The sequence below is a fragment of the Pseudomonas sp. BIGb0558 genome (assembly GCF_024807515.1).
GTDB lineage: Bacteria > Pseudomonadota > Gammaproteobacteria > Pseudomonadales > Pseudomonadaceae > Aquipseudomonas > Aquipseudomonas yamanorum_A.
In genome coordinates, this window is sequence record NZ_JANUEW010000042.1 from 1 (window position 1) to 25,155 (window position 25,155).

23 protein-coding genes and 1 pseudogene are annotated in these 25,155 nt (G+C 59.5%); 9 read left to right on the top strand and 15 right to left on the bottom strand.

Annotated features, from left to right (window positions below; translation table 11 throughout):
- From M2400_RS28885 to M2400_RS28935, 11 genes and pseudogenes are all read right to left on the bottom strand, one after another.
- A pseudogene (locus tag M2400_RS28885) lies at positions 1–221 on the bottom strand (DotU family type IV/VI secretion system protein); the annotation flags it as partial.
- Positions 222–252: 31 nt separating this feature from the next.
- Entirely contained in the window at positions 253–1,359 is a 1,107-nt protein-coding gene (locus M2400_RS28890) for a DUF3396 domain-containing protein (RefSeq protein WP_259200859.1), read from the bottom strand.
- Positions 1,352–2,683, bottom strand: a complete 1,332-nt coding sequence (locus M2400_RS28895; protein WP_259200863.1) for a VRR-NUC domain-containing protein — start codon at positions 2,681–2,683, stop codon at positions 1,352–1,354. The genes M2400_RS28890 and M2400_RS28895 overlap by 8 nt, the downstream gene beginning before the upstream one ends.
- Positions 2,684–2,686: 3 nt before the next feature.
- On the bottom strand, positions 2,687–5,017 hold the full coding sequence (locus tag M2400_RS28900) for a type VI secretion system Vgr family protein (RefSeq protein WP_259200874.1): 2,331 nt from the start codon (positions 5,015–5,017) through the stop codon (positions 2,687–2,689).
- A gap of 458 nt (positions 5,018–5,475) precedes the next feature.
- Complete coding sequence (locus M2400_RS28905; protein WP_259200876.1) at positions 5,476–6,021, bottom strand: hypothetical protein; 546 nt, start codon at positions 6,019–6,021, stop codon at positions 5,476–5,478.
- Positions 6,018–6,344 (bottom strand): hypothetical protein, encoded by a 327-nt coding sequence (locus M2400_RS28910; RefSeq protein ID WP_177042741.1) that lies wholly within the window; start codon positions 6,342–6,344, stop codon positions 6,018–6,020. The genes M2400_RS28905 and M2400_RS28910 overlap by 4 nt, the downstream gene beginning before the upstream one ends.
- 117 nt (positions 6,345–6,461) lie before the next feature.
- The gene (locus tag M2400_RS28915) at positions 6,462–7,679 is read right to left on the bottom strand and encodes a phospholipase D-like domain-containing protein (protein WP_259200904.1); all 1,218 of its coding nucleotides are present in this window, start codon (positions 7,677–7,679) and stop codon (positions 6,462–6,464) included.
- Positions 7,680–7,737: 58 nt separating this feature from the next.
- Complete coding sequence (locus tag M2400_RS28920) at positions 7,738–8,385, bottom strand: MotA/TolQ/ExbB proton channel family protein (protein WP_177079827.1); 648 nt, start codon at positions 8,383–8,385, stop codon at positions 7,738–7,740.
- Positions 8,386–8,402: 17 nt separating this feature from the next.
- Positions 8,403–10,685 (bottom strand): TonB-dependent receptor, encoded by a 2,283-nt coding sequence (locus tag M2400_RS28925; RefSeq protein ID WP_259200907.1) that lies wholly within the window; start codon positions 10,683–10,685, stop codon positions 8,403–8,405.
- A 24-nt stretch (positions 10,686–10,709) separates the two neighbouring features.
- The gene (locus M2400_RS28930; RefSeq protein ID WP_177079829.1) at positions 10,710–11,441 is read right to left on the bottom strand and encodes an energy transducer TonB; all 732 of its coding nucleotides are present in this window, start codon (positions 11,439–11,441) and stop codon (positions 10,710–10,712) included.
- A 2-nt stretch (positions 11,442–11,443) separates the two neighbouring features.
- On the bottom strand, positions 11,444–11,851 hold the full coding sequence (locus tag M2400_RS28935; RefSeq protein ID WP_177042736.1) for a biopolymer transporter ExbD: 408 nt from the start codon (positions 11,849–11,851) through the stop codon (positions 11,444–11,446).
- Between the two features lie 189 nt (positions 11,852–12,040).
- On the opposite strand from M2400_RS28935, the gene M2400_RS28940 reads away from it, so the two are divergent.
- Together M2400_RS28940 and M2400_RS28945 are read left to right on the top strand one after the other, a co-directional pair.
- On the top strand, positions 12,041–12,616 hold the full coding sequence (locus M2400_RS28940) for a GNAT family N-acetyltransferase (protein WP_259200911.1): 576 nt from the start codon (positions 12,041–12,043) through the stop codon (positions 12,614–12,616).
- A complete protein-coding gene (locus M2400_RS28945) occupies positions 12,613–14,187 on the top strand; it encodes an alkaline phosphatase (protein ID WP_259200921.1) in 1,575 nt (524 codons plus the stop codon). Before M2400_RS28940 ends, M2400_RS28945 begins: the two co-directional genes overlap by 4 nt.
- Here M2400_RS28945 and M2400_RS28950 read toward each other — a convergent pair whose 3' ends face one another.
- Positions 14,188–14,814, bottom strand: coding sequence for an alanyl-tRNA editing protein (locus tag M2400_RS28950; protein ID WP_259200924.1), 627 nt, complete (start codon positions 14,812–14,814; stop codon positions 14,188–14,190).
- A gap of 91 nt (positions 14,815–14,905) precedes the next feature.
- Between M2400_RS28950 and M2400_RS28955 the strand changes: the two genes are divergently transcribed.
- Positions 14,906–15,838, top strand: coding sequence for a LysR family transcriptional regulator (locus M2400_RS28955; protein ID WP_259200926.1), 933 nt, complete (start codon positions 14,906–14,908; stop codon positions 15,836–15,838).
- 132 nt (positions 15,839–15,970) lie between these two features.
- Here M2400_RS28955 and M2400_RS28960 read toward each other — a convergent pair whose 3' ends face one another.
- Together M2400_RS28960 and M2400_RS28965 are read right to left on the bottom strand one after the other, a co-directional pair.
- The gene (locus M2400_RS28960) at positions 15,971–16,378 is read right to left on the bottom strand and encodes a PA2817 family protein (RefSeq protein ID WP_003217220.1); all 408 of its coding nucleotides are present in this window, start codon (positions 16,376–16,378) and stop codon (positions 15,971–15,973) included.
- Between the two features lie 74 nt (positions 16,379–16,452).
- On the bottom strand, positions 16,453–18,900 hold the full coding sequence (locus tag M2400_RS28965) for an acyl-CoA dehydrogenase (RefSeq protein ID WP_259200933.1): 2,448 nt from the start codon (positions 18,898–18,900) through the stop codon (positions 16,453–16,455).
- Between the two features lie 192 nt (positions 18,901–19,092).
- Between M2400_RS28965 and M2400_RS28970 the strand changes: the two genes are divergently transcribed.
- The 4 genes from M2400_RS28970 (at position 19,093) to M2400_RS28985 (ending at position 22,277) form a co-directional block, all read left to right on the top strand.
- Positions 19,093–19,752 (top strand): transglutaminase family protein, encoded by a 660-nt coding sequence (locus M2400_RS28970; RefSeq protein ID WP_177079834.1) that lies wholly within the window; start codon positions 19,093–19,095, stop codon positions 19,750–19,752.
- A 57-nt stretch (positions 19,753–19,809) separates the two neighbouring features.
- Positions 19,810–20,433 carry a glutathione S-transferase family protein gene (locus tag M2400_RS28975; protein WP_259200935.1) on the top strand — a complete coding sequence of 208 codons (624 nt, stop codon included), beginning with the start codon at positions 19,810–19,812 and terminating at the stop codon, positions 20,431–20,433.
- A gap of 135 nt (positions 20,434–20,568) precedes the next feature.
- Positions 20,569–21,501: an ABC transporter ATP-binding protein gene (locus M2400_RS28980; protein ID WP_177042728.1), complete on the top strand. Its 933-nt coding sequence runs from the start codon at positions 20,569–20,571 to the stop codon at positions 21,499–21,501.
- The gene (locus M2400_RS28985; RefSeq protein ID WP_003217229.1) at positions 21,498–22,277 is read left to right on the top strand and encodes an ABC transporter permease; all 780 of its coding nucleotides are present in this window, start codon (positions 21,498–21,500) and stop codon (positions 22,275–22,277) included. Before M2400_RS28980 ends, M2400_RS28985 begins: the two co-directional genes overlap by 4 nt.
- Before the next feature lie 653 nt (positions 22,278–22,930).
- Here M2400_RS28985 and M2400_RS28990 read toward each other — a convergent pair.
- Positions 22,931–23,476 carry a TetR/AcrR family transcriptional regulator gene (locus tag M2400_RS28990; protein WP_177048527.1) on the bottom strand — a complete coding sequence of 182 codons (546 nt, stop codon included), beginning with the start codon at positions 23,474–23,476 and terminating at the stop codon, positions 22,931–22,933.
- Positions 23,477–23,567: 91 nt separating this feature from the next.
- On the opposite strand from M2400_RS28990, the gene M2400_RS28995 reads away from it, so the two are divergent.
- Both M2400_RS28995 and M2400_RS29000 read left to right on the top strand, forming a co-directional pair.
- A complete protein-coding gene (locus tag M2400_RS28995) occupies positions 23,568–24,761 on the top strand; it encodes an MFS transporter (protein ID WP_177078249.1) in 1,194 nt (397 codons plus the stop codon).
- 41 nt (positions 24,762–24,802) lie between these two features.
- Complete coding sequence (locus tag M2400_RS29000) at positions 24,803–25,114, top strand: cupin (protein ID WP_177048523.1); 312 nt, start codon at positions 24,803–24,805, stop codon at positions 25,112–25,114.
- Positions 25,115–25,155: the final 41 nt, after the last annotated feature.

The following is a 25,155-nucleotide window of genomic DNA, read 5'->3' on the forward strand; positions in this document are numbered from 1 at the left end:
ATCACCAGGCCGATCAGCGGCGTGGCGGCATCGCACAACGGGTTCCAGGCCACACCGCGCATAACGAATTCAGGGTCGGCGAGTAGCACGGGCGGTTTTGGCTTGACCTGTTCCACAGTGGGTTCTGCTGCTTTGCTGCGGGTGTCCTGTGGTGAGTAGTTGAAGAGTTGGTGGGTGTTTTCCGTTGTAGGCGCGTTTTTGTCAGGTATTGACTCGCTCATCTTTTTCACTCCTGTCGTTCGCAGGGTTCGATTACATTTTGAATTTGTCATCAGGGGCCTGGTTTAGAAAGTCATCAAACATCTGCCTGCTGGCGTTCAATTTTTCTTGTTCTGATGCAGATATGCGGCGGTACAGCGATAAAGGCTGGTGCTTCGGGGTATCTTCGGGGAGATCAAAGCGGCGCATCCATTGGTTGCTGGTGCGCTCGTTGAGGCGCACTTCACCGGCAATCGAGCCGTAGTGCAATGAGCCAATGTTGTCAACCCGCAATGGTTTGAGCACTTCATTGAGCATCACATATAACTCAGGGCGTGGATCTACATTGGCTTCGCCTAGGGCGGGCCACTCTCCAGCACGAAAAATCGTGCCCCATTCGTAAGGCAAGATGTTTATGCGTACGTCGTTGAGCTGTTCGAGCAAGTTTTCGGTTGTGCCTAGTTTGCTTACCCAATGGTGGGCCAGGTAGGTGTACCAGTTGAGGTTGCTGTAGCCGACGCGCCACTTTTTATTGCCGCTGGGAATACACAGGTCTGCACCACGGTATTCTTGTGCGAGCTCATATTCAATATGTTGGTAATTTTCCCATTCGTAACTGTGTTGAATGCCTAATCCTGCTGCGCCGTGCAGTGGGCGTAAAATAGTGCACATTTCGAATATAAGCTCATCAAATTTTTTTTTGCCCGCGCCTTTAAGTTCGTCGATTGGAAGGTACAGTCTTACGGTTGTTATTGAGCTATGAACTTTTTCGTACCACCCAGCAGGAGAATAGGCGTCGAACATGTAAGCGCCGACATTTTGAAAGCCCTTGTTGGATGACCACATAAGTGCAGCTGACTCTACAAAGCCATCCGATTGTATATATGAAATACAATTTTGCATGGCTTGGGGGCTGAAGTTTTGCTCAATCATATTCTCGCCTCCCGTATATCCCCATGCCAGCTTTTCACCAAAGTGTTTGCAGTAGAGTTCAAAGGCGTCAGAAATATGTTTTCTGCGAATGGGAAGGTAAGCATCCACCAGATAAAAAGTTGCTACCAATCCCACTTGCAGGACCGGCTGTTCCTCATCTTCCTCATCGACGATGGTGAAATTCCAGCGATGAGCATTGAAGTCTTTAAAAAACTGCTCTTCATTCATGGTTTATCTCCGGTACATCTTCCCAAAATACATAGTTCTGGAGGGTGGTTTGTTGGTGCTGCTGGCGTTGGTTCCATTCAGCCCAACGGGCCTGAGTGTCCTGATCGTCGGTGAATAAGGACGAATCTGAAGACGCTGTTTGGGATTGGGCAAAGGCGGGCATAGCGGCTCCAGTCCCTAAACTGCCACCCACCAAAATGCGCTTGGCAGCAGTGATAAAAGGCTTGAAACGGATCGAATGTCCACCCGCGTTGGCAACCAGAGCGGTCGCTTCTGCGGTAGCAGTAGCGGGGGCGGTCGCCATGGCTGCCATCGCAGCGCCAATAGCGACAAAGGGCGCCGCCAGAGTCATTTCAATGCCTGCAACGGCTCGCCGGTTTTGCGCCTGTATCGCTCGCTCATCCGGGGCCGACGTCATCACGGGCGTTCCAGGCGCCACGAACTGAGTTTCCAGTCTGAGCCGCGCCGCTGCATGTTCAGCATCTATACGACCCGCCAACAGCTTGTGTCTGGCCGCGGAGGCGCGGGACGCCAGACTAGTGACTTGCTCGACCGGTCTATACACTGGCTCGCTTACTGAGGCGCGAACCCACTCGCGCCATTTTTGCTTGTCGCTTGAATCGCAATTTTTGGTCTCAAGCAGCCTTAGCTTTTGATAATCCCCTGCGATGTCCTCGTATGCCATCTGTTGATCACGAGCTAGCCTATCCCCCGGAAACTTCATCTCAATCACCGATGCCAAATTACGTTGACTGTATTGCGGCTTACTTGGATTGCCGAACGCTCTGAGGCGCAGAACATCAGGTATACGCAGCAATCCACGCGGTCTTCTTTGTCCGTCAATCCACTGTGCGCCGTCACTCGTTGATGGCGTGGGTGACAGCATTTGTTCAAGGTCTGTTTTGCTCAATAGGTCGGTTTCAACGCGCATGTTTGCCAGTTGTTCAAAGTGGTGGTTGCGCAACTGTTGGTATTGTGAAAGCGGAAAACTGCTTGGGCGATGAGGTTCGCGTTTGCTCATGATGGGTTGTGGTGGGTTTTTACTCATATCAAACCCAACTTCACCGCAGTAGGGAAAGTGATACTTGAATGCCTCGTTATCACATCGTACTAATTGCGATACGGTGCGCTGATACATCGGGTAGCCGTCTTTCGCCCGCTTATAGGGGATAGCCTTGGCGTAGGAGGCTTTTTCACACAGGTACCATAAATCGAGCGGGTCGGTGACGGGCAATACCATACCGCTGCCAGTGGGTTTGGTAACGCTGCGGGTTTTGCCATCTGGGGCTCGGCTTGCTGTTCGCGGTTTTAACGGATCATTCATGACTTAGTTTTCCTCCGAAGTAGGGTTGGAAGAAAAGTCGATGTCCATCACGCCGAAGTCATCCCAGTATCCGGCACTGAGCTTCACGAGATTTTTCTCGTCAGCTAATACTTGGATTTCCAGGGGTTCTGCATCGCTTGAATCAACGATTTTGGTTTTGCCTTCGGCGTCTGTTTTTTCGCGTAAAGTGTGGCCGCTGCCGCGTAATATTTCATAAGGTCGATCAACTATCGGTTCGCCGGTAATGGCGTCGCGCAGGATAAAAAACTCTTTTAAGTTTCCCGTTGCAGGACGGCCTTCGCCTCTCCAGCCATCATGGCTTTTACCTTCGCCGGGCATAGCAACCTGACCTTTGATGGTGACCAATATGCCGTCGATAATGATGCCACTCTCGTCAAGAGTGATGGTCCCTCCAGGGGCCTTGAAGACAATCCGCTGTCCAGCTTTTACTTCGTAGTGCATCGTCTTTTGTTCAATAGCCTTGCCAGCCGAAAGCCGATAATGACTTTGTACTTGGTGTTCAACGTTTCCGCCGGTTTGGATGTGATGGTTAGTCCCGGTTTTGTCATGACGCTCATTGCCAACATATTCGATGCGGTTGTTTTCGGTAGTTATTTCGTGGTTGTGGCCGATGTGGTGAAATCGGTCCCTGGCGACGGTATGGCGTTGATCTTGGCCAATACTGACGGTTTCGTTGTTGCTGACTTGCTCTGCGCGGTCATGGCCAATTTCTATCCTCTCATCGTGATCAACCCGCTCCGTGCGGTCATTGCCGACGAAGATGGCGTTGTTGTGCTTGATATGAACGTTCTTGTCTTTCTCGGCATGGATAAACACCTCCTGGTGCCCCAGCTCATCCTCGAAGCGCAGCTCATTGAAACCGGCACCCTTATGGGTTTGGCTTTTGATAGTCATCCGCGTTTTGTGTTTGGGCAGCTCGTACGGCGGCAGATTGGTCTCGCGGTAAGTGCGGCCCGTTGCAATAGGCTGGTCCGGATCCCCATCCAAAAAGCTGATGATCAGTTCCTGATTGACCCGAGGTACGGCCATGGCGCCCCAGGTTGCCCCGGCCCAGACTTGAGCCACACGAATCCAGCAAGAACTCTGATCGTTGTTTTTGTCCGAGCGGTCCCACGGGAACTGCACCTTGACCCGGCCCCATTCATCGCAATAAATCTCTTCTCCCGGCGGGCCGACCACGGTGGCGATCTGCGGGCCGTCGATGCAGGGTTTGTCGCATAGCGGAGCCTTCCAGTCCGAGGTCCAGCGGATGGCGCTGGCCTTCAATGTGTAAGAGGTACCGAGGCCGCTACCAAACGATTCTTCCTGCAAGCTGGTGTGCTGCCTGCCTTCGTGCCTGATGGCGATGGTGCGCCAGCGATCATTGAAGTCCTCACGCGGATGATCGTTGAGGTCGAAGGCCAACCCCGGTTGCAGGCGTTCATCGTCGCCTTCCAGATGCGCCAGCTTGGCGTCGTTGCGCAGCGCCGCCAGCCGCGTCTTGGTAAAGGGTTTGCCGGCGATATCGCGTTTGTAGCGGCCGGGATAGTCGTAGCGTTCGTAGTCCTTGTGCTGGTTGTTCAAATCCTGGTCGCCGGTGGCGGTGTGCTGCTGGTTGTAGTACGGGTGGGTGAAGGTGTAGTCGCGCTGCACCTGGCGCGCCGTGCGCACTTGTTCGGTGTAGTGAAAGCGGTTCAATGCCGGTTCCAGGGAGTCGCCGCCACTCATGGGTTGGTAGATCACCGGGCAGTCGGTGTGGGTGCCGATGGTGCCGAGGCAGCCGACGCGGTCGGTGAGGACGAGGGTGTGGCCGTCGACGCGGTGTTCGAAGGTGTAGAGCAGGCCCTCTTCGGCGGCGAGACGGGCGATGAAGTCGAGGTCGGTTTCGCCAGCTTGCACGCAGTATTCGCGAGGCTGGTGTTCGAAGTAGAGATAGGTTTTGACATCGGTCAGCTTCTGCTCGGCGAGCATGCTGGTGATGATGTCGGGCACGGTCTGGGCCTGGAAGATGCGCCAGTTGGAGCGCAGGTCGAAACGGGACAGGGTCGGCTCGACCACGGCGGTGTAGCGGGTGCGGCGAAAGCCGGTGTCGCCTTGTTGGAACAGGCTGACCAGGCCGTGGACGTAGCGCACCGGGGTGTCGTCGCGCCAAATGGTGAACACCGCGGCCAGGTCGAGCATGCGGTAGAAGTCGATGGCGGGGTGATGACTGACCAGCTCCAGCTCAAGTTTGAACGGCTGGGAGAGGCCTTCTTCGAGGGTGAACGAGACCACTTCGAAGGGATCGCCCCGTAGCGGTTGGAAGGTGTAACGCAGGTCGCTTTGGCGGGGCATGGGGCCTCCTGATGGTTCTCACGGCGCGGGCACATTGTCGTGCCAGTCCAAACGGCACAGGCGAATCACCAGGCCGATCAGAGGCGTAGCCGCATCACACAGCGGGTTCCAGGCCACATCGCGTATGTCGAATTCAGGACCGGCAAGCAGGGGGCAGCATTGATGCCTGTGGCTCCCGGTTCATGAGGGGGCTCGGGCGAAGTAACGGGTTCTGTGTGGGAGGCTGTGTTCGATGGGGCGTCACTCATCGTGTCGTCTACACTCTTGCAGGTTAAGAGGTGCAACGTGAGTGCTGCTTGTTCGTTGCTGACGTCACTCTAGGCTGACAAGATTTGGCGACTCAATAGAGCGTGGGAGAACAAGAGCGGTCCTACAATTGAGAGCGTAAAGGGCTGTCAGTTTTGGCTGTTTTTTGTGGGTGAGGGCGCAAAGTCTCGACGTACGCTGCGCCCGGCTCTCTAGAAATTATCCATCGCGTGGCACATCGACAGCCTTCCCGACGGCGTTGGTTCAATCGGCGTCCAGCGTTCAGCACCCTTCGCCAGCTCAGCAAGCTCGAATGAGCAACTCCCGGACATTGACGCTCGCACCATGTAGTCCATGCCGGGCTTGGGGATAAAGGTCATGGTGTTGAAACATTGCCGGCCATACTGCGGCAACCCAAGGTAATGAAAGGCAATGGGTGTGTTCGCCGGAATCACCTGTTCGGACGACACCGCACCGTCCCAGGTGTAAATCGGCCCCGGCATCCCCAGGCTTGCGCCATTGCGGTCGGCGAAGCCGGATTTGGCTGACACCATTACGCCAGCGCCGGGAACGTTCCAGTCCAGGCAATCGCGCGCGGGCACTGCGCGCACCATGCCGTCGCTGATAATGCGCAAGCGCGCCGTCTCGGCAGACGGCGGTGCTGTATAGGCGGTGTTGAGGGAGCGGACGTTATATACCTGGCCACAACCGCTGAGAAAAACCAGGAACAGGGCGGGGATTACACGTAAGGTTCTCATGGCTGGCGGCAGTTCTGGCTGACCGACAGATGCGGCGCGGGCTCAAGCTTGACCATCTGCAAGCCATCAGCGCCCTGGAAGATAAAATATTTGTTGCGACAATCCTTGAACGTCTCCGAGTAACCTTCAGCCCGGAATGCTTCCCCGTCGATCTTCCTGGTCACTGTATTGTTGCGGCTGACCACGGCAAGCACCTGCTCATAGCTCTCGCCCATCTTCACCCCGGGCTCACCGGTGGTGGTCATCGAATTGGCGCAGCCGCCAAGCCCGATGGCCGCCCAAACCAGCGCGGCACCATACAGTCCATTGCGTGTGTTGTTCATCCCTGCTCTCCCTCCATGAGTTATGCAGGGTTGGTCAGCGCACAGGCGAAAAAGTGCAACCTGGATATCTGGCGATGTGACATTGCCCGCAAAGTCTTGCCATTTGCGGGCAACGGCTCAAGGTTTGCCCGGATGCGGCTGCGGGTACTCGCTCGTCACTTCCAGGGCCTTGGCGTACGGCCCGTCCCACAGCTGTTCGTGTAAATCTCCCACGCGCTTGGCCATCGCTTCGCTGCGCATCACCACTTCCAGGTTGCGCGAGTTATCGAAATAACCCCCCAGCCAGTTACTGGTGCCCACCCACGCCACTTGCCCATCGATCTCCATGGTCTTGCTGTGGATCACCCGCGCATAAGGAATGAATCCTTGCTTGGCCTCGGGCAGCGTGACGATCTTGACCTCGACATTCGGCAGCACTGCCAGGCTTTTCAGGTACGGCAATTCCAGCGCTTCGGTGTTCCAGTTGGACACCATCAACTTGATCGACACCCCTCTGGCCGCCGCTGCACGCACCGCGTTGTCGATCATCGCGTAGTAAGGCCGGGTTCTGTCAGGCCCGTAGGAGAGCGGCGCGTAATCCAGCAGTTGCACCCGCACTTCTTTTTTCGCCTCGCCCAGCAGGCGCGGCAGTTCCAGCTGTGAATCACCCACACCCGGCGGATTGTAGCGCTGTGGGCTGGCTACCAGGTAGTTGCCGGTGCGCGCAGGTAGAGCGCCCGCGGCGGGCAGGGGCACAGGCTTGTTGTCGGTCAGTGCCGCCTGGGCCTGCCAATCCTGGTCAAAGATGGCCTGGGTCTGGGCGACGACGTTGGTATCACTGATCAACAGCCCGGTTTCGTGGATATGCTCCAGGGAGCGCCAGTCGAAATTCTGGCTGCCGATAAACGCCTGCTTGCCGTCCACCACCATGTATTTGGCATGGATGATCCCGCCGCTCAGCTTGCCGAAGGGCAGGATGCGGAAGGTCAGGTTGGGAATCGCTTTTAGGCGCTCCAGGGTGGAGGCTTCCGACAGCCGCACGCCTTTTTCTTCCAGCAGGAAGCGAATTTTCACCCCGCGTTTGCCGGCGGCTTCCAGGTGTTCAATCACCTTGTCCATCACCGAACCGGGATGGTCCGCCGCGTAGAACTGGCCGATGTCGATCCGGCTTTTCGCGCCGTCGAACAGCCCGATCCACACCGGGCCTGGTTGGCGCAGGTCTGCGGTTCCCAGTTGGGTGTCCACCGGCACGGTGTGCACCAGCTCAAACCCCGGAATTGAAAAGTCCGCCTGGGCAAGCGGACTGAGGAGCAGGCCTGCGAGGCCGGCGATACGGAACTTCAGCGATATGGACATAGGCGTCTCATCGGGCAAAAAGAAGGGGCGGGCGCGTGCTGCGCCCGCCCCGGGAAGGTCACGCAGTGCGGGTGTGCAGCGGCGTCGGCACCAGGTGCGGCACCTCACCCTGTACGCGGGCACCGGTTGCGGCGCGGATCAGCAGGATTTTCAGCTGGTCGTTGATGCGTTCCAGGCTGTCCTGGAAGAAGTTGTGGAACACCACGCAGAACAGGGCGATGGCAATACCCAGGCCGGTGGCGAACAAGGCCGTACCGATGCCACCGGAAATCTGGCCCGGGTCGGACACGCCGGCACTGGCCAGCGCCTTGAAGGTGTCGATGATGCCGAGGATGGTGCCCAGCAGGCCCAGCAACGGCGCGGCGGTGGTGATGGTCTCGATGATCCACAGGCTGCGGGACAGCGGCGCGCGGGTCTTGAGGTACTGGGTTTCGATCTCGTCGTCCAGGTCCTTGCGCGAACCATGGGAAGACTTCTGCGCGAGGATCGGCAGCACCATGTTCAACGGCAGGCTGTCGCGGCGGGTCAGGTTTTGCGGCAGGTCACGTTCGCTGTGCACGTTGGCGCCCAGCACTTCAGTCAGCGCGCGGGCCTGGCGGCGCACGTAGGCGAAGTAGATGCCCCGTTCGATGGTGATGAAGATCGCAATCGCCAGCGCGGCGTACATCACATAAAAGGTGATTTGGTGAAGCAGGTTCATGTCCATGATTCTGAGCCTCGCAGTTAGAAATTGGCTTCAAGGGAAACGGTTACGGTGCGGTCCAGGCCAACGATGTAAGCCGGGTCGCCATCGCGGAAACCGCTGTAGCTCGCCGAGTTGGTCTTGGTGGTGTACACGCCGTCCAGGTACTTCTTGTCGAACAGGTTGTCGACGTTCAGGCGCAGGGTTGCGTCCTTGACCACTTTCTTGTCCACCGGCAGGTAGATACCGGCGCCGAGGTTGAAAATGGTGCGGGCGGAGATGGCTTCGTCGTTGGTCAGGTCGCCGTAGAGCTTGCTGGTGAACTTGCCGCCGAAGGCGCCGTAGAAGCGCCCGTCGTCATACCCGATGTTTGCCGCGAGCATGTTGGTCGGCACGTTGGCGAACTGCTTGCCACTGGTGGGCAAGACGATCGGCTTGCCGGCGCTGTACACCGTCAAATCGTCCTGCTGCTTGGAACTGGTGTAGGTGTAGGACGTGTAGTAGTTGAAGTTGTGCGGCAGCTTGCCGCTCCACTCCAGCTCCAGGCCTTTGTTGATGACGGTGCCAGCGTTGATGTCGGCCGAATCACCGTTGCTGTCCAGGGAGGTCAACTGGCGATTCTTGAACTGCATGTAGAACAGGGTGGCGGCGAGGGTGCTGTCTTCGCCGGTGTAGCGCCAGCCCAGTTCCTGGTTCCAGCTGAGTTCCGGCTTGGAGTCGAGCGAACCCACGCCCTTGTCGTACAGCACGTAGTTCTGCGGAATACGCATGTTGCGCGACAGGCTGTAGAACAACTGGTCACGCTCGTCGATCTGGTATTTCAGGCCGGCGTTGGGCAGCAATTTGTTGTAGGTCTGGTCGGCTTTGCCCGGTTGCTCGGTGAGGCTGCCGTGGTTGGTGCCTTCACGTTCGACATTCATGTAGGCAAGGCCGGCGATCAGGGTCCAGTCCGAATTGATATACCAGGTGTCCTGGGCCCAGACTTTCTGCGCCGGGGTCACGGTGTAGCGGTCGCGACCCTGTACGGTGTTGCCGTTGGCGTCGACCACGGAGTTGCCATCAGGCCAGGTGTCGCTCGGCTTGCCATTGTTCTTGAGGGCAATGAACGGCTGGGTCTGGCTTTGGCGGGCGCGTTCGTACCAGTAGCCGAATTGCAGGCTGTGGTCGCCCAGGTCCCAGTTCAGCTTGGTGGTGATGCCCGGGCGCCAGGTCTGGGTGCGCGAAGGGCGGTAGTAGACGCCGGTCGTCGCGGAGCCGTCGGCGTTGTATTGAGCCTGCGTCGGCAGGTTGCCGAGGTCGAACACGCCGCCCTTGTTCGAGCCGCTGTTCAGCGCGTACGCGGAGGAGCCCACGCCGCTGCCGTTGCCGTAGTAGTAATACGGGATCACCGAGAGGGACAGGTTGTCGCTCAGTTTGTACTGGGTGTTGAGCACGGCGGTGAAGGTCTGGAACGGGTTCTGCGCCAGGTCGTAGTAGCTGCTGATCTTGCCGTTGGCGCCCACCGCCGGTGTCGCCGGGTACGGGTCGTACTTGCGGCCATACTGCTGGAACTGCGACTTGGTCAACTGGCTGTAACTGTTGTTGTCCTGCTCGTGGTACTTGAGGATCAGGTTGGCGGTGTTGCCGTTGCCGGCGTCGAAGAAGCTGTTCCACTCCACCTTGTCCGCGCGCACGGCACCCGAGCCGCGCCACATCTGGCCTTCGGTGTGGGAGGCCGACAGCCAGTTGCTCAGGCCGTTGACTTCACCGGTGTTGAGGCGGGCAAAGGTCTTGCGGGTGGCGTTGCTGCCGACCACTTGCTTGACGAAGGCACCGGTTTCCTTGGTGGGGCGAATGGTCACGATGCCGATGTTGCCGCCGCTGGAACCGATGTGCGGGCCGTCGGCTTCCGACGAGCCTTGGGTGACGAAGATCTGGTCGATGTTTTCAGGGTCGCCCAACAGGTTGGAGTACAGCGCGTAGTTGCCGGAGTCGTTGATCGGCATGCCGTCCACCGACATGCCCACCTGGTCGGAGTTCATGCCGCGCATGGTGAAGCGGAAACCCGAGAGGCCGGTGTTGTCTTCGCTGGAGATGTTCAGGCCCGGGGTGTACTTGAGCTTGTCGATCGCGTTGCCGGTGGCGGTCTGTTTGTCCAACGCTTCCTTGGTGATGGTCGAGCGGCCCTTCGCGCTCTCTTCCTGGACCATGTAACCGCCCCCCGCGGTTGCCTTGCCCTGTACCCCAATAGTCCCGACGTCACTGTCGCTGGTGTCTGCCATGACCACTCCATGGGTCATGCTCGTCGCGGCAACGAGTGCCAGATGAATCCGGGTGAACTTCATCACTGTCGTCCTGGTGGTGTGTGCTTATTGCACGCTGTAGTTGAAGGTGGCGGTGAAGCGCTGCTCGTTACGTCCACCGAAGGCTTGTTCGGGGAACGGTTTCACCTGCTTGATACGGCGCAGGCTGTTGGTGGCGGCCCGGTTGAGCAGCATGCTCGGCGCCGGGGTCTGGATCCCGGAGTCGAGGACGCGGCCTTGGCGGTCCACCATTAACCAGACCACCACCTCGCCACTGGGGCGTTCAAGGGACGCCTGGCGCCCGGTGGGGTATTGCTTGTACGTGTCCAGCTCGTTGCGCAAACCCTTGAGGTAACCGCCTTCCAGCGCCTGGCCGTCGACTTTCGGCGGTGCCGGTGGCGCGGCGGGTGCCGGGGTAGGGGCGGGAGCGGCTTGCACGGGCTTGGCGGCGACCGGGGCCGGCGCAGGTGCTGGCGTTGGTTTGGCGGCCACCGGCTTGGGGACCGGTTTTGGTTTTGGCTCAGGTTTTGGCAGTGGTTTTGGCACTGGCTTGGGTGGTGGAGGCGGCGGGGCAGGCTCGGCCTCTTCGTCTTCGATCACCGGTGGCGGAGGTTCTTCAACCACGGGCTCGGGCACCACTTCCGGCTCGGGCTCGACCAGGGCGAGTTCAACCGCCGACTCGTCGTACTGCGGCTGGATTTTCAGGGGTTGGGACTGGATACCCAGTGCAATCAGCACCAGGGCGATCAGGGCCGGGACACTGCCCAGCAGCCGACGCGCACGAAACAAGGCATACATGATCAGGACTTTTTCGTGGCGATGGAGACGGAGGTAAAGCCACCCAGGCGCAGGGTGTCCATGACTTCAACCAGGCGCGACACTTCCACGCCTTTGTCGCTGTTGACGATGATGGTCGACTTGGTGTCTGGCTTCTCGCCGGCCTTGAGTGCAGGCACCAGCGCGTCGACCGTCATGTCCTTGCCATCGAGCTGCAGCTGGCCGTCCAGGCCCAGGGTCAAGATGAATTTATTTTGTGGCTTGAGCTGCTGTGAACTGCTGGCGCTCGGCAATTGTGTCTTCATGCCCAGGGCGGGAATCACGTTCAAACTCACCAGTACAAAAAACACCAAAAGAAACATCATCACGTCGATCATCGGGATCAGTTCGATGTGTGCCTTGCGCTTTTTGGGTTCATCCCAAGTTCTCATGCCGCTACCCCGTTGTTGATTAGGGGCGACACGCTAGCAACGAAAAATGACCGAATGGTTAACATTAATTTAAGCTTTTAAGGCTCTATTACGGCACTCGCAAGCAGGCAAGCGGATTATTTATGTACGTAATGAAACTGACACGGTGCGCGTACATTCTGGGAGAATTTATTTCCAGAGCCCTCTGTCATGAGCGTTGCCCTACCTTTTTTATCCACCCCGCGATTGGTGTTGAAAGCGTTACACAAGGACCAGGCCGAACTGCTTTGCGCCCTGGCCAACGGGCCGCTGATTGCCGAAAATACTGCGACTATCCCATCGCCCTATACCCTTGACGTGGCCCACGCGTTTATCGGTGAACTTGAAGAAAAGTATCGTTCGGGGACGGCGCTGGGCCTCGGCATTCACCTGCGGGAAACGCAAGAGTTCGTGGGGATGGCCAGCATTCGCCTGTCGGCCAATCATCACAGCGGGCTGCTGGGGGGATGGGTGGCGGCGCATTGCCGTGACCGTGGCTTCGCCGCCGAAGCCGCCTGTGGGCTGATGCACTTTGGCTTCAGCGAATTGGCGCTGCACCGTATCGCAGGGCAGTGTTTTACCCGTAATAAAGCGTCGGCCCGGGTGATGCAGAAAATCGGCTTGCGTTACGAGGGCTGCCAGCAGGGCGCCTTCCTCAAGGACGGGGTCTACGAAGACCTGTCGATGTTCGGCGTATTGCGCAAGGATTGGCAGAATCCGCTCGAACCCAGCGAGTACCCGCTATGAGCCATCTGCCAGACCCAGGTCGCCGCAGGGTCCTGGGCGGCCTGGCGGTTGCCACGGCGTTTTCGATCCTCAGCCCGTTCGCCCGCAGTGCGGGCATCGACTATCCCTTCACCCTGGGGGTGGCTTCAGGCGATCCATTGCCCGATGGTTTCGTGATCTGGACACGCCTCGCGCCGCTGTTCAATGCCGCAGATGGCCGCGGCGGATTGAGCCGGGCGGTGCCGGTACGCTGGAAAGTGGCCAGTGATGCGGCGATGACCCACATTGTGCGTCGGGGTGAGGTCATGGCCCGCAAGCGTTTCGCCCATTCGGTGCATGTGGAAGTGGCCGGGTTGGAAGCAGGCCGGCCTTACTGGTACCAGTTTGAAGGCCTTGGTGCGCAAAGCCCGGTAGGCCAGTCGCGCACGGCGCCAGCGTTGCATGCCATGGCGTCGGCCCGGTTGGGTTTTGTCTCCTGTTCCCATTGGGAGCGAGGCTACTTCAGCGCTTATCGCCATTTGGCCGCTGAGCAGCCGGACCTGGTGTTTTTCCTTGGTGACTACATCTACGACAGTTCCTATGCGGCCGACTCCGGCAAGATCATTCGTCCCCACGGCAGCGGCAATGCGCTGAATCTTGCGGATTACCGCAACCGCTACGCCCTGTACAAGACCGATCCGGATTTGCAGGCGCTGCATGCTGCGGCGCCCAGCGTGGCGACCTGGGACGATCACGAAGTGCAAAACGACTACGCCAGCCAGTGGTCCCAGGACCCGAACATTCCGGTGGCGGCGTTTCTCAAGCAGCGTGCAGCGGCTTACCAAGCGTTCTATGAACATATGCCGCTGCGGGCCAGCAGCCTGCCGCGCGGGCCGGACATGCGTGTCTATCGGCGTTTGGACTACGGGCGACTGGCACGTTTCCACGTGCTGGACGGCCGGCAGTATCGCTCCGAGCAACCGTGTATTTCAGCAAATGGCAGTCGCAAGGGGCATATCGCGGATGACAGCTGCATTGACCTGCGCAACCCCCGGCGCACCATGCTTGGCTGGGAGCAGGAAGCGTGGCTGGACCGGGGCTTTGCCGAGTCCCGGGCACAGTGGAACGTGATCGCCCAGGACCTGCTGGTGGCGCCGCTGATTCAGCGTGACCCCGAGAGCAAGGCGCTGGGCCATTGGACGGATGGCTGGGATGGCTATATCGCGACCCGCGAGCGGGTGCTGGCCTCTATCGAGCGCCGCCGGGTGAATAATCCGGTGTTCTGGGGCGGTGATATTCACTCGTTCTGGACCACCGACCTGCACGCCGATGCCAATAACCCGGACTCGCCGGTAATCGCCACTGAGTTCGTCGGCACGTCGGTGACCTCCGACGGGCCGCCATTCGAGGCCTTCAGTTCGATCCTGCCGCTTAACCCCCATGTGAAGTTTTTCGACAGCCGCCAGCGCGGCTATGTGTCGGTGGTACTTGAGGAGAAGACTATGCTGACGAACTTCCGGGTGATTTCCGATCCCCGAGACCCGCATGCCAGTGTCTCGACCCTCAAGTCATTTGTGGTGGAGCCGGGCAGGGCGGGGGCGATTGCGGTCTAGTCAGTCGAGGCTGTAGCGCACCGACAATGCACCTTTTTTCTCGGACAGGGCCAGGATCGTTACCTGGCCCACGTCCCCCAGGGCCTGCACATGGGTGCCGCCGCAGGCATAGGCCGGCAGTTCGCCAAAACCCACTTCCCGGGTGCCGTCATCCAGCGTCATATGGCGTGGCAGGTTGGCCGCAATCCATTGGTCGACTCGCTGCTGAATCGCTTGCGCGTCCATGGCCTGGGCCGAGGTGCCGCGAATAAAGGTGATCTTGCCTTCGCCCGGCCAGTGATGGGCTTTGATCGGCATCCAGCCCAGGGTTTCGCCGGCATTGCCGATCAGGTGCCCGGCCGAATGCAGGCGCGTGTGCAGGGTGCGGCGTTCTTCATCGACGCGTGCCTGTATCGTGCCCAGTGCCACGGGGCGGTCGACGTAATGCACGACATGATCGCCTTCCTGCACCACCTTCAGCACTTGGCTTTCCCCCAGCCAGCCAGTGTCGGAAGGCTGGCCGCCACCTTGGGGATGGAAGATCGTTGACTGCAGTAGCACGGCAAACTGGTTGTCAGAAGGTGTGCATCCCAGCACTTCGAGTTCGGCATTCAGGTGGTCATGGGTAAAAAACAGGCGCTGGGTCATCATTTACATCCGCATCAGGGTTTCTATTGGGCAGTATAAGAAGTGCGCCAATGGGTGATAATCCGTTCAAATCTCAATGGACTTGTGCGTCATGAGCATCAATCTTCCTTTGCCGCTGCTGGGTGAAATGGCGATTTTCGTCAAGGTGGTGGAAACCGGCAGCTTCTCCGAAGCCGCGCGGCAACTGGGTGCTTCGCCGTCATCCGTGAGCCGCAGTATCTCGCGCCTGGAAAAGGCCCTGGCGACGCGCCTGCTGCAACGCACCACCCGCAAGCTGCGCCTGAGCGAAGGCGGTGAAGAGGTGTTCAAGCGCTGCCAGGAAATGGTCAGCGCCGCGCGCTCGGTGATGGAAATCAGCGGGCAATACACCCATGAGGCAGAAGGCTTGGTGCGGGTCAGTGTGCCCAAGGCGGTGGGGCGGTTTGTGGTGCATCCCCATATGCCGGAGTTTTTGCGGCGTTACCCCAAGGTCGATGTGCAACTGATCCTGGAGGACCGGCACGTGGATTTGATTGATGACAATGTCGACCTGAGCATCCGCATCACCGACAGTCCGCCGCCGGGGTTGGTGGGGCGCCAACTGCTGCCCATCGAACACTTGGTCTGCGCCACGCCGCAGTACTTGGCTGAGAACGGTACGCCCCGGCATCCCCATGATTTGCTGGAGCACAGTTGCATCTACTTGGGCGAGACGCCGGGGGATGCGCGCTGGAAGTTTCGCCAGGGCAGCAAGGCGGTGGCGGTGGGCGTGCGCGGGCGGTACGCGGCCAATCACACCGGGGTACGGCTGGATGCGGTGTTGCAGCATGTGGGAATCGGCAGCTTGCCGTACTTCACGGCGCGGCATGCGCTGGAGGCGGGGGAGGTGGTGCAGGTATTGCCGGAGTGGGATTTTATTGCGTCGTACCACGGGGATGCGTGGTTGCTGCATTCACCGACGCGGTATCTGCCGCCGAAGTTGCGGGTGTTTATTGATTATCTGGTGGAGTGCATGGCTAAGGAGCCGACGCTGAATAAACGGTAGGAATGTGGCAGCGGATTTGTGTGGGAGCTGGCTTGTCTGCGATAGCAACGCCGTGGTGTGACTGACACACCGAGCCGCCTGCATCGCAGGCAAGCCAGCTCCCACATATTTTGATCTTCAGCGTTTTTTACATCAGTGCTTTGGCTGGTCATTGGACATGGCCAACAACTGCTTTTCCTGGTTCCAGTCGAACGGTTCGTCGTTCTGTTCAGCTTCAAAGCGACGTTCTTCCAGGGCCTGGTACAGGTCCAGTTCGTCATCGGGCATGAAGTGCAGGCAATCGCCACCGAAGAACCACAGCAGGTCGCGCGGCACCAGGTGGGCAATTTGCGGGTAGCGCAGGATGACCTGGCTCATCATGTCCTGACCCAGGTACTGGCTTTCGATCGGGTCGATCGGCAGCAGGGCGCGCAGTTCATCGAAGCGCTCCAGGAACAGGAGGTGGCTTTCCTCGGGAACCTGTTCGGCTTCGCCGACGGCAACCAGGATGCTGCGCAGGTGGTCGAGCAAGACGAGATGATCGGCAACGACGTTGGACACGAGATAAGTCCTCAAGAGCAAAACGGGCGCGAGAGTATATAGCTCAAGCGCCCGTTTTTATATGACCGCTGGGTTCAGCGGACTTTTCCCTCAGCCTGGCTCAGCTCTTCCTTGCTGAAATCATCCACGTCGATCACCTTGCGCCGCGCCGCTTCAGCGTCACGCAGGGTCTGCGCCTCAGCCGGTTGCAGCACGCCGGCATGCAGCGCGGCGTCGATGGCGTGTTCGCCAGCGGTAGGTTTGACCTGGCCGCTCTTGAGGCCTTCGTGGAGTTTTTTCTGCAACGGATGGCTGTCGGCCAACAGGTCGTAGGCATGTTGCAGGGCGCCCACCGGGTCCTCGGCGGATTGCGGGCGATAGCAGCCAGCCAGCACCGCTTCCAGGGCCGGATCGCCCTTGGCACGCCCAATCACGGCGGCTACTTCAGCATCCAGCGCATCGGACGGGCCCTTATGGCGACGGCCGAACGGGAACACGATCACCCGCAGCAGGCAGCCCAGTACCTTGCTCGGGAAGTTGGTCAGCAATTCATCCAATGCACGCTCGGAGTGGCCGAGGCTTTCTTCCATGGCCCAGGCGAACAGCGGGCGCAGGTGGTCCGGCGAGTCCAGGTCGTGGTAACGCTTGAGCGCTGCCGACGCCAGGTACATATGGCTCAGCACATCGCCCAGACGTGCCGACAGGCGTTCGCGACGTTTCAGTTCGCCGCCCAGCAGCATCATGCTCAGGTCTGCCAGCATCGCAAACGCTGCGGCTTGGCGGTTGAGTGCGCGGAAGTAGCCCTGGCTCAAACTGTTGCCCGGGGCTTTTTCGAAGTGACCAAAACCGAGGTTCAGCACCAGGGTGCTGGCGGCGTTGCTTACGGCAAAGCCGATGTGTTGCAGCAGCAGGCCGTCGAATTCCTTCAGCGCCTGGTCATGGTCTTCACGGCCGGCCAGGGCCATTTCCTTGAGTACGAACGGATGGCAGCGGATCGCGCCCTGGCCGAAGATCATCAGGTTGCGCGAGAGAATATTCGCGCCTTCCACGGTGATGAAGATCGGCGCGCCTTGCCAGCTGCGGCCCAGGTAGTTGTTGGGCCCCATGATGATGCCCTTGCCGCCGTGCACGTCCATTGCATGGATGATGCACTCGCGGCCGCGTTCGGTCAGGTGGTACTTGAGGATCGCCGACAGTACCGAGGGTTTTTCCCCCAGGTCGACGGCATTGGCGGTGAGCATCCGCGCGCTGTCCATCAACCACGCGTTGCCGCCGATGCGCGCCAGGGCTTCCTGGATGCCTTCAAAGGCGGCCAGCGGCACGTTGAACTGCTCGCGCACCTGGGCATATTGGCCGGTCACCAGGCTGGTGAACTTGGCGGCGCCAGTGCCGACGGCGGGCAGGGAAATCGAACGGCCTACCGAGAGGCAGTTCATCAGCATCATCCAGCCCTTGCCGAGCATTTCCTGGCCGCCGATCAGGAAGTCCAGGGGAATGAACACGTCCTTGCCGGAGTTGGGGCCGTTCATGAACGCGGCGCCCAGGGGCAGGTGGCGGCGGCCGATTTCAACGCCGGGGGTGTCGGTGGGGATCAGCGCGAGGCTGATGCCGAGGTCTTCTTCGTCGCCCAGCAGATGGTCCGGGTCATGGGCCTTGAACGCCAGGCCGAGCAAGGTCGCTACCGGGCCGAGGGTGATGTAGCGTTTTTCCCAGTTCAGGCGCAGGCCAAGGGTTTCCTTGCCTTCCCATTCGCCTTTGCAGATCACCCCGGTGTCGGGCATGGAGCCGGCGTCGGAACCCGCCAGCGGGCCGGTCAGGGCAAAGCACGGGATGTCGTCACCACGGGCCAGGCGGGGCAGGTAATGGTTGCGTTGTTCATCGGTGCCGTAGTGCAGCAGCAATTCGGCCGGGCCCAGGGAGTTGGGGACCATGACGGTGGAGGCGAGGTCGCCGCTGCGGGTCGCCAGTTTCATCGCGACCTGGGAGTGGGCGTAGGCGGAGAATCCCTTGCCGCCGAATTCCTTGGGGATGATCAGGGCAAAAAAGCCATGCTGCTTGATGTGTTCCCAGGCCGCCGGCGGCAGGTCCATGGCCTGGCCGATTTCCCAATCCGTGACCATGGCGCACAGTTCTTCAGTAGGGCCGTCGATGAAGGCTTGTTCTTCTTCGGTCAGTTGCGCCTTGGGATAGGCCAGCAACTTGTCCCAGTCAGGACGGCCGCTGAACAGCTCGCCGTCCCACCACACGGTGCCGGCGTCGATGGCGTCGCGCTCGGTCTCGGACATCGGCGGCAGGACTTTCTGGAACCAGTTGAACAGCGGCGCGGTGAAGTACTTGCGGCGCAGGTCCGGCAGCAGCAGCGGGGCGGCCACCACGGCGATCAGCACCCAGAAGATCAGCAGCAACCAGCCTGGTGCATGGCTGAAGGCGCCCATTGCCAACAGGTAGACGGCCACCACGCCTATGGCGGGCAGGGGCGCGGTGCGGCGGTGTGCCAGGTAGGCAACGCCGACCACCAGAACCAGTATCCACAACAACAGCATATTCAATCCTCCGTGAAACCAGGTGCGAAATCACCTCTGAGCTTAGTCGGCATCCGAAAAAGCAGGGTGACGAGGGTGTTACGTGGTGTGCCGGGGGAAGTTCGCCATCAGGCGCCGACATTTGGCCGAATCGTCGTTATCGCAGCTCGCAGGCGGTGGTTAGACTCCAGGCTTGCCTCGGAGATTAACCTCATGAATGCGTACTTGAATCCCGGCCGCTTCATCGATAGTGACCACCCTGCGGTGGTGGAGTTCGCCGAAAAACATCGCGGTTCGAGTGCCGCACCCCGTGACCAGGCAGTCAGTCTTTACTACGCCGTGCGCGAGGCGGTGCGCTACAACCCCTACACCTTCAGCCGCGACCCGCAAACCCTCACCGGCAGCTTCGCCCTGGCCGCCGGCGAGAGTTATTGCGTGCCCAAGGCGACGCTGCTGGCAGGGTGCGCAAGGCACTGCGGCATTCCAGCGCGTATCGGCCTGGCCGACGTGCGCAACCACTTGTCGACGCCGCGTTTGATCGAACTGCTCAGAAGTGACGTTTTTGCCATGCACGGCTACACCGAGCTGTATCTGGATGGCAGCTGGGTGAAAGCCACGCCCGCCTTCAACCAGCAACTGTGCGAACTGTTCGATGTGCCGCCGCTGGATTTCGACGGCCTCCACGACAGTGTTTTCCACGCCTTCAACCGCAAGGGTCAGCGCTCCATGGAGTACGTGGTGGACCATGGGCAATTTGCCGAGGTGCCCGAGGAATTCTTCTTCGCCCACCTGCAGAAATGTTACCCGCACCTGTTTGGCGAGCAGATGCCGATCCTGTTGGGGGACATGCAGAGTGATTTAAGCCGGACGTGATCCGGCGTATGCTGCCCCGGCATTCATCCAACCATCTTTTTCAAAATCGGGGCGGTCATGCTGAAAATCTGGGGTCGTAAAAATTCGTCAAATGTCAGGAAGGCACTGTGGTGCGCCGAGGAACTCGGCCTGGACTATGAGGCAATTGATGCGGGCGGGGCTTTTGGTGTGGTCGACACGCCGCAATACCGCGCGCTGAACCCCAACGGCCGGGTGCCGATGATTGAAGATGGCGACTTTGTGCTGTGGGAATCCAACACCATCGTGCGTTATCTGGCCGCCAAACATGCGCCGGATTCGAACTGGTACCCGGGCGACCTGCAAACCCGGGCCAACGCCGAAAAGTGGATGGACTGGACCACCTCGACCCTGGCCGAACCGTTCAAGACCGTGTTCTGGGGCGTGCTGCGAACCCCGGCTGAAAAGCAGAACTGGGACACCATCAACGCCGGGCGCCAAGCCTGCATCGACGTCTTGCAGACGGTGGATCAGGCCTTGGCCACTCAACCCTACCTCTCCGGCAGCGAGATCGGCATGGGCGATATCCCGTTGGGCAGCTTCATTTATGCCTGGTTCGAAATGCCCATCGAACGCCCGTCGATGCCTAACCTTGAGGCCTGGTACCAGCGCCTGCGCCAGCGCCCGGCCTACCAGAAATCGGTCATGACCGCGTTGACCTGATACCCACTATTAATACGGGTGACTGTACTTGTGCGGCGCGGACAAGCACCATGCTTGTCACGCGCAGCCGTTGTATTCCGTGCGGTCTGCCCTCATGTAACAATTCTATTCCTCTTCTTTGGTGCGTAATCCGATATGAGTTCCGCTCTGTCCATCCGGCAGCTAACCAAAACCTACGGCAACGGTTTCCAGGCCCTGAGTGGTATCGATCTGGACGTCGCCGAAGGTGATTTCTTCGCCTTGCTCGGCCCCAACGGCGCCGGCAAATCCACCACCATCGGGATTCTCTCGACCCTGGTCAACAAGACCACCGGTACGGTGAATATCTTTGGCCACGACCTGGACAAATCCCCGGCGGCGCTCAAGCGCAGCATTGGCGTGGTGCCCCAGGAGTTCAATTTCAACCAGTTTGAAAAGACCTTCGACATCGTCGTGACCCAGGCCGGTTACTACGGCATCCCGCCGAAGATCGCCAAGGAACGCGCCGAGCAATACCTCACCCAACTGGGGCTGTGGGACAAGCGCGACGTGCCTTCGCGTTCGCTGTCCGGTGGCATGAAGCGTCGCCTGATGATCGCCCGCGCCCTGGTGCACGAACCGCGCCTGCTGATCCTCGACGAACCGACGGCGGGCGTGGACATCGAGTTGCGTCGCTCGATGTGGACGTTCCTCACCGAGCTGAACCAGAAAGGCATCACCATCATCCTCACCACGCACTATCTGGAAGAGGCTGAGCAGCTGTGCCGCAACATCGGCATCATCGACCACGGCACCATCGTCGAAAACACCAGCATGCGTAACTTGCTGAGCCAGTTGCACGTCGAGACCTTCCTGCTCGACCTGAAAAACAACATGTCCGTGCCACCGCAGTTGATCGGCTACCCGAACCGCCTGGTGGACAGCCACACGCTGGAAGTCCAGGTAGACAAAGCCGTGGGCATCACCGCGTTGTTCGGCCAGTTGGCCACCCAGAACATCGAAGTGCTGAGCCTGCGTAACAAAACCAATCGCCTCGAGGAGTTGTTCGTGTCCCTGGTGGAGAAAAATCTGGCGAAGGTGGCGGTATGAGTTCGGAACTGCAACCCAACCTCGTCGCGCTACAGACCATCGTCTACCGCGAAGTGAAGCGCTTTACCCGGATCTGGCCGCAGACTCTGCTGCCGCCGGCGATCACCATGGTTTTGTACTTCGTGATCTTCGGTAACCTGATTGGCCGGCAGATTGGTGACATGGGTGGTTTCACCTATATGGAGTACATCGTGCCGGGGTTGATCATGATGTCGGTGATCACCAACTCCTACGGCAACGTGGTGTCGAGCTTTTTTGGCAGCAAGTTTCAGCGGTCCATCGAGGAATTGATGGTATCGCCGGTGTCACCTCATACGATTTTGATCGGCTACACCCTGGGCGGCGTGCTGCGCGGGTTGATGGTTGGGGTGATCGTGACGCTGCTGTCACTGTTCTTTACCCATTTGCAGGTGCATCACCTTGGGATCACGCTGCTGGTGGTGGTGCTGACGGCGACGATCTTTTCGTTGCTGGGGTTCATCAACGCGGTGTTTGCGCGCAACTTTGATGACATTTCGATTATTCCGACGTTTGTGCTGACGCCGCTGACGTATCTGGGTGGGGTGTTTTATTCGATCACCTTGTTGCCGCCGTTCTGGCAGACGGTGTCGTTGGCCAACCCTGTGTTGCACATGGTTAACGCCTTCCGTTACGGCATCTTGGGCGTGTCGGATATCAAGATCAGTGTGGCGATTACGTTTATGCTGGTGGCAACTGTGGTGCTGTATGTGGGCTGTGCGCGGTTGCTGGTGAGTGGGCGTGGGATGCGCACCTAAGCGTTGAGGTGTAATGAAAAACGGCCTTCAGATGAGGCCGTTTTTTTTGCGTTTGGCTGGGGGCATATCCGTTGTTTAGGTAACGGCAGCTTATGGTTTCGCTCTTACAGCGAGTCACTTTGCAAAAAAGCGGCAAAGTAACCAAAACGCTCTGCCCCGTCGCGGCTAAACCGGCGTCCTGCCGGTTTACCCGCTCTCAATCCCTGCGTTCGGCCTCGGGCTGAGTGGGGCAGTCAGATCAAGAGCAAGATCAAGATCACAAGCACGGCGGCCTGAAAGCCGACCTGAGTGTTAAAAGCCAGATCAAAAGCCGCTTTTCTGTAGGAGCTGGCTTGCCGGCGAAGAACCTGAGAACGCCGCGTTCATTCAGGACGCCAGCGTCATCGTTAACGACCATCGCCGGCAAGCCAGCTCCTACAGGGGATCGTGCCCGCTGTAGCTTTTGATCTTGATCTTAGGCGCCCCGTTAAACCACGCTGCCTGCGTTCGGGCACACCGAGCCTAGGCGAGGTGCCGAGTGGTGGGGCAAGAGCGTTTTGCTTACTTTTGACTGGGCCGGCATTCCGGCTGTTCAAAAGTGAGCCGCTGTAAGAGCGGAACCATAGGCGGCCATCACCCAAAAAGCGGATATACACCCAACCCACAACCCCCACTCACCGCCGCAAAGCCAACTCAATCAACTCATGCAGCTCTTCCACCTGCAGCGGCACGGTAGAAAACAGACTGCGAAACACGGTGGGCGCGACGATCAGGTTAATCAGCCGGTCCACACTGGGCGCAGTTTCAGCGTCGCCCGGATAGCGATCCAGAATCATCTCCAACTGCCCGGTGAGAATCCCCACGCAATACCCCGGCGCCTGGCTGCATTGCACATCACGCATCATCTCGCGACCCAGGTCCGAACTCATTTCATCGCGATATTGCTCACCCCAGGCCCGCAGGTCACCGCGCAGGCTGCCAGTGTTGGCCGGCTCACTGTCCGGACGCAGACGAGCCATGGCGACATCAGCCAGCAGCGCAGCCAGGTCACCCCAGCGGCGGTAGATGGTCGAAGGTGTGACGCCGGCGCGCGTGGCTATCTGCGGCACAGTCACGCTGGAGCGATCCTGCTCCTCGAGCAATTCACGCACAGCCGAATGAACGGATTCTTGTACCCGGGCACTACGGCCCCCCGGGCGGAGGCCTTCTTTTATCGCCATGCGTAAAACCTTAACACAAAGAATTTGCTTTAAGCGCCCTCCAGTAGCACACTCAGCAAAAGCAAAATATTAGCTTTAGCGGAGCGTGCCCATGTCCAGCGTTACTTCCCATCGTTCCAGCCTAGTGTTCCTGGCGATCACCTTGCTGACGTTCCTCGCCGCCTCCAGCGCGCCGACGCCGTTGTACCACCTCTATCAGGAAGGCCTGCACTTTTCGGCTGCGATGCTGACCCTGGTGTTCGGCATCTACGCCTTGAGCCTGCTGGCTGCGTTGCTGACGGTAGGTTCTTTGTCGGACCACCTGGGACGCAAGCCGGTGATTTTCGCCGCGCTGCTCCTGGATATGCTGGCGATGCTGCTGTTTATCAATGCCGACAGCGTCGGCTGGCTGATTGCAGCCCGCACGGTACAAGGCTTTGCCACCGGCATGGCCACTGCCGTATTGGGCGCCGCGCTGCTCGACACCGACCGCCAGCAAGGCCCGTTGGTCAACAGCGTGGCGCCTTTGCTGGGCATGGCCTGTGGCGCCATGGGCTGCAGCCTGCTGGTGGAGTTCGCGCCGATGCCGACCACGTTGATCTACTGGACCTTGCTCGGCTTGATGCTGGCCCAGGCGCTCTACGTCTGGCGCCTGCCGGAAACGGTCAGCCGGATTCCCGGCGCGCTGGCCTCGCTGTGGCCCACCTTGCATGTGCCGCCCCAGGCGCGGCGTGCGTTGTGGATCTCGTTGCCGGTGGACGTGGCGGTGTGGGCCATGGGCGGCTTTTACCTGTCCCTTGCGCCCTCGCTGGTGCGGGCGGCGACCGGCTCCACCTCGAACCTGATCGGTGGCGGGCTTGTCGCGGTATTGACGTTGAGTGGTGCGGTGATGATCTTCAGCCTGCGCAACCGCCCGGCGGACAAGGTCCTGCGCTTGGGCGCGGTACTGCTGGCGGTGGGGGTTGCGCTGATCCTCACAGCCGTCCACAGCGCCAGCCTGCCGCTGTTTTTTGTCGCCACGCTGATTGCCGGCGGCGGCTTTGGCTCGGGATTCCTCGGCGCACTGCGCAGCGTCTTGCCGTTGGCCTTGCCCCATGAACGGGCCGGTTTGATGTCGGCGTTCTATGTGCTGAGTTACCTGGCGTTCTGTGTGCCGTCGCTGCTGGCGGGCAACCTCACCCGCAGCTTCGGCTTGATCGCCACCACGGACGGTTATGGCGTAGTGCTGATCGTACTGGCGCTCGGCGCTTTGGTGGCGCTGCTGTTGCAGGATCTGGCCAGGAGCAGGGCGACGGCGGGCAGTTGATTCGGTAATAATCCGCCACCTGTATGCCTTGGGATTCATCCATGAAGATCATCCGCAGCAAAGACTTCACCGGCACCCGCGCCTGGGAGGCGCTGGACATCGCCAACATGAACGGCATCACCACCCGTTTGCACTGGACCGACCAGCCCTATCGCTGGCACGTCAACGATGGGGAAGAGGTGTTCGTTGTGCTCGATGGCCAGGTGCAGATGCACTACCGCGAAAATGGCGCCGAACAGATGGCCTTGCTTCAGGTAGGCGACATCTTCTATGCCAGCGTCGGCACCGAGCATGTGGCTCATCCACAGGGCCCGGCGCGGATCCTGGTGATTGAATCTGAAGGCAGCGTTTAACTGTATATCTGCAAAACAGATAACAGTTAGAGATATTACCC